Source organism: Gordonia sp. (in: high G+C Gram-positive bacteria) (assembly GCF_049647785.1).
Classification (GTDB): Bacteria; Actinomycetota; Actinomycetes; order Mycobacteriales; family Mycobacteriaceae; genus Gordonia.
This window is the reverse complement of record NZ_JBARYI010000027.1, coordinates 1-3,760: the sequence shown is the minus strand read 5'-3', so window position 1 is coordinate 3,760 and position 3,760 is coordinate 1. Positions and strand designations below refer to the sequence as shown.

Below are 3,760 nucleotides of genomic sequence, written 5' to 3'. Positions count from 1 at the left end.
CGCCGCCCACCCCCACCGGGGCGCCCCCCCCACGGGTGCGCGCCGTTCGCGTTCAGATCGACGTCAGTCGTCGACCTTCGCCGACCCGCGTCGCCGATTGGCGATGGTGAGTTCGGCGAAGGTCTCGTACATCTCTTCCAAGGCGTCACGCTGAGCACGCGTGAGATCCGGATCCCGCCGAATCGCGGAGACCACCTCCGACCGCCCCTCTTGATCCGACTTCCGGGTCGACGCCGCCACCGAATCCGCCGATAGGTGCAGCTGATCGGCGATGGCTTCGAGCACCCGGTCGCTGGGCTCGCGAAGGTTCCGCTCGATCTGGGACAGGTACGGATTCGAGATCCCGACCATCTCGGCGAGCTTGCGCATAGGCATCGCCGTCAGCTCGCGCTGAGTCCTGATGAGCTCACCCAGCGACAGCGGCTGGAAGTCCCTGTCGTTCATGGGCCAATGATATCGAGGCGCGGCAACCCGTGGCCTAACGCACCACAGACAATCGGACTTCAGTCGTCCGCGATACCCAGATCCACCAGCAGCTCCTCGGCGATGCGCTCGAGGTCCGCACGGATCGCCGCGGCGTCGACATCCGGCGGAATCAGCACCTCCATCTGTGCCTCGAAGAGCATCCCTCCGGCCATCGGGGCCTCGCGCGTCCCGGTGGTCATCTTCTCGATCGAGACACCGCTCGCACTGAGCGCAGCGGACAGCTCGTGAACGATGCCCGGCCGATCGTTGCCCAACACCCCGATCGTGAGCGAGGTCCACTCGCCCGCACGGACCGCCGCATTGCCGGCGGAATGCACATCGACTTCGAGGAGTCCCTCGAGATTGGTGACGGCGGCGATGAGCCCCCCGGATCGATCCTGCGGCACAGTGACCACCACGATCCCGGCGAACTTTCCGGCGAGCTGGGCCAGCTGACTACGTTCCCAGTTACCCCCGTTCGCCGCGATGGCGTCGGCCAACGCCGAGACCAGTCCGGGACGATCGTCACCGATCACCGACATCACTAGGTTTCGCATGGATGAAGCGTATCCCGACCGACCGATGATTCGCATCGGTCGGCGAATTCGTGCGTCGCACAGCACTTTTCGCGACTCTCCCTAATCGTAATTGAAAGCCCTCGATTAAAAGGAAAGAAATGGCGAAACTTTCTCTAGAGAACCCTACTTGCGAGTACCTATAGATCTACTCGCGAGTAGGACACTAGGTGTGCCGCAATTGGCGCGCACGCCCCGCATATCTGACCCGTGAGCAGCGCAGATGACGATCTTATTTCATCAGTCAGATACCTCACATAACCTGGCGCCCGGCATTTGAATCACCTAGATTGAATTCATCAGGTCGAGTATTCGTCGAATATTCCAAGCCCCTCGGAAGGGCAGTCGGAAGCATATTTTCGCCGATCTGAATTCCATTCGCGCACTTATGCGAATAGTCGACATCTGTCGGATCTTTAATGTTAGGACAATGTGACCAACTCAGGCGACAACCTCACTCCCACCGCGAATCGGAAGCTCCGTATCGACGAACTCCCGTCACTGACGGGTCAGGAACTCGGTACGTCGAAGCGCATCCGCATCACTCAGGAGCAGGTGAATGCCTTCGCCGACGCCACCGGCGATCACCAGTGGATTCATGTCGATCCAGAGCGGGCAAAGGACGGCCCGTTCGGGACCACCATCGCGCACGGATACCTCACGCTGTCGCTGACCGTCCCGCTGTTCTGGGACCTCCTCGACGTCGGCGACGCCGCTCAGGTCATCAACTACGGGCTCAACAAGGTGCGATTCCCCGCCCCCGTTCCAGTTGGTTCTGAAGTGAGCGCCTCGGCGCGAGTCCTCAGCGTCGACGAGGTGCCCGGAGGGTGGCAGCTCACCGCCGCGCTGACGTTCACCGCCGAGGGTGTGGAACGACCGGTGTGCGTTGCCGAGATGATCATGCGCTACCTCGGCGACGTCGGCTGACCACACGCCTCCGACGCCCTCCCCGTACATCCGCGAACCACTACCAGCGAAGCAGGAAATGAAGAACTCTCTCGTCAACCGACTCAGCGCCGAGATCGATCCCGTCGGATTTCTGGAGGCGACTATCCGCACCGTCGGCGCGTCGGCCAAGAACCCGCAAGGCATCGCCCGTGTCACCGGCGAGTTCGCCTCACGTGTGAGCCGGATCCCCGGCGCCGCGACGCGCGTGACTTTCGGACTCGGCGACGCTCCCCGATGCCCGGAATCGGCGCGCGACCGACGATTCTCCGATGCCGTATGGCACGAGAACCCCGCGTATTACACGATCGTCGAGAGCTACTTCGCCGCCCGCAGCTATGCTCTCGATCTCATCGACCTCGCTGGCGACGACGCCGCGACTACCGCCAAGGCCCGGGCGTTCGTCGAGATGGTGTGGGATGCGTGCTCTCCCTACAACTCACCCTTCACGAATCCGAATGTCCTGATCAAGGCCCTCACTACCGGCGGCAAGTCGCTGGTCCGCGGCGCACAGCACGCACTGTCCGATGTGGCTACCCGCAACGGAAAGCCGCTCCGCGTCGACATGGACGCCTTCACCGTGGGCGAGAACATGGCCTGCACCCCGGGCCAGGTGGTCTACCGGAACGAGTTGATGGAGCTCATCCAGTACGCGCCGCAGACCGACGAGGTTCACGCGGTGCCGATGCTCGCCAGCCCACCCTGGATCAACAAGTACTACGTGATGGATCTGGCTCCGGGGCGGAGCCTCATCGAGTGGGCCGTCCAGCACGGACGCACGGTGTTCGCGATCTCGTACCGCAACCCCGACGCGAGCATGAGTTCGGTGAGCTTCGACGACTACCTCGAGCTCGGCATCCGATCTGCCCTCGACGTGATTCAAGAGATCACCGGAGCCCCCAAAGTAGATCTGACGGCGGTCTGCCTCGGTGGCGCGATGTCGGCGATCGCAGCAGGCACCGGCGACGAGCGCATTGGTGACCTGACGTTGATCAACACCCTCCTTGACTACTCCGATCCCGGTCAGCTCGGCCTGATGACCGATCCGGACACCCTCGACAAACTCGAGACGCTGATGGCCAAACGCGGTTATCTGCCCGGGTCGTCGATGGCTGACACCTTCGACATCCTGCGCGCCAACGACCTGATCTTCGACTATTGGGTGTCACGCTGGATGCTCGGCGAGGAGCCGCCGGCATTCGATCTGCTCGCGTGGAACGAAGATGCGACCAATATGCCCGCAACGATGCACATCCAATACCTGCGCCAGCTGTACGCGGAGAATCTGCTCGCCAAGGGCGAGTTCGAGATCTGTGGCGAGCCCGTCGATCTCCGCGCGTTCTCGGGCGAGGTCTACGTGGTCGGCGCGATCAACGATCATGTGGTCCCGTGGACATCGTCGTATGCTGGCGCCCGATTGTTCGGTGACGGCGTCCGCTATGTTCAGTCGAACGGCGGGCACATCGCCGGGATCGTGAACCCGCCCAACAAGCGGAGCTGGACGGCAGCCGTGGGCGATCCCGAGTCGCCGAAGCAGGAGGTCATGCCTGCCGATCCCAACGTGTGGCGCGAGGCCGCGACCGTCCAGGAGAACTCCTGGTGGGAGGACTGGGTCCGCTGGTACACCCCGCGCGCCGGTGAGCTGCAGGCGCCGCCGACGATGGGCAGCGCGGCCAATCCGCCGCTGACAGCCGCTCCCGGCACCTACGTTCTGAGCTGAGCGAGAACTGCCCCACCGCTGACGAAACGGCGCGAACCTCCGAGAGGTTCGCGCC

4 protein-coding genes are annotated in these 3,760 nt (G+C 63.3%); 2 read left to right on the top strand and 2 right to left on the bottom strand.

What is annotated here, in order from left to right; translation table 11 throughout:
• Positions 1-63: 63 nt before the first annotated feature.
• Complete coding sequence (locus tag WBA38_RS03585) at positions 64-444, bottom strand: helix-turn-helix domain-containing protein (RefSeq protein WP_424294085.1); 381 nt, start codon at positions 442-444, stop codon at positions 64-66.
• 59 nt (positions 445-503) lie between these two features.
• Complete coding sequence (locus tag WBA38_RS03580) at positions 504-1,022, bottom strand: glycine cleavage system protein R (RefSeq protein ID WP_424294086.1); 519 nt, start codon at positions 1,020-1,022, stop codon at positions 504-506.
• Between the two features lie 450 nt (positions 1,023-1,472).
• On the opposite strand from WBA38_RS03580, the gene WBA38_RS03575 reads away from it, so the two are divergent.
• Both WBA38_RS03575 and WBA38_RS03570 read left to right on the top strand, forming a co-directional pair.
• Complete coding sequence (locus tag WBA38_RS03575; RefSeq protein ID WP_424294087.1) at positions 1,473-1,967, top strand: MaoC family dehydratase; 495 nt, start codon at positions 1,473-1,475, stop codon at positions 1,965-1,967.
• A 58-nt stretch (positions 1,968-2,025) separates the two neighbouring features.
• A complete protein-coding gene (locus WBA38_RS03570) occupies positions 2,026-3,705 on the top strand; it encodes a PHA/PHB synthase family protein (protein WP_424294088.1) in 1,680 nt (559 codons plus the stop codon).
• The last annotated feature ends 55 nt before the right edge of the window (positions 3,706-3,760 follow it).

Coding starts and splice junctions, on each gene's coding strand:
- WBA38_RS03585 (WP_424294085.1), bottom strand. CDS start 444: ATGAACGACAGGGACTTCCAGCCGCTGTCGCTGGGTGAGCTCATCAGG.
- WBA38_RS03580 (WP_424294086.1), bottom strand. CDS start 1,022: ATGCGAAACCTAGTGATGTCGGTGATCGGTGACGATCGTCCCGGACTG.
- WBA38_RS03570 (WP_424294088.1), top strand. CDS start 2,026: ATGAAGAACTCTCTCGTCAACCGACTCAGCGCCGAGATCGATCCCGTC.